Source organism: Vibrio sp. 10N.222.46.A1 (assembly GCF_041473595.1).
Taxonomy (GTDB): Bacteria; Pseudomonadota; Gammaproteobacteria; order Enterobacterales; family Vibrionaceae; genus Vibrio; species Vibrio tasmaniensis_A.
Genome location: NZ_JBFRSN010000847.1, coordinates 1 through 570, shown reverse-complemented (window position 1 = coordinate 570; position 570 = coordinate 1). Strand labels below are relative to the sequence as shown.

Genomic DNA, 570 nt, shown 5'->3' with positions numbered 1-570 from the left:
TTACTTCAACGATGCTCAACGTCAAGCAACGAAAGATGCTGGCCGTATCGCTGGTCTAGATGTTAAACGTATCATCAACGAACCTACTGCTGCTGCTCTGGCTTACGGTCTAGACAAGCAAGGTGGTGATCGCACTATCGCTGTATACGACCTTGGTGGTGGTACATTCGATATCTCTATCATCGAAATCGATGAAGTAGAAGGCGAGAAGACTTTCGAAGTTCTTTCAACTAACGGTGATACTCACCTTGGTGGTGAAGATTTCGATAACCGCATGATCAACTACCTAGTAGATGAGTTCAAGAAAGAGCAAGGTATCGACCTTAAAGCTGATCCACTAGCAATGCAGCGTGTTAAAGAAGCAGCAGAAAAAGCGAAAATCGAGCTTTCTTCTACTACTCAAACTGACGTAAACCTACCTTACGTTACTGCAGATGCGACTGGTCCTAAGCACATGAACATCAAAGTGACTCGCGCGAAGCTTGAGTCTCTAGTTGAAGACCTAGTTCAACGTTCTCTTGAGCCACTAAAAGTTGCTCTAGCAGATGCTGACCTATCTGTAGGCGAAAT

Annotated in this window: 1 protein-coding gene; it reads left to right on the top strand. The window is 44.7% G+C overall.

All coding sequences use genetic code 11. The annotated features are described in order from the left end of the window. The coding region (locus AB4496_RS20905) for an Hsp70 family protein (RefSeq protein ID WP_372131853.1) at positions 1-570 on the top strand (570 nt) is incomplete at both ends.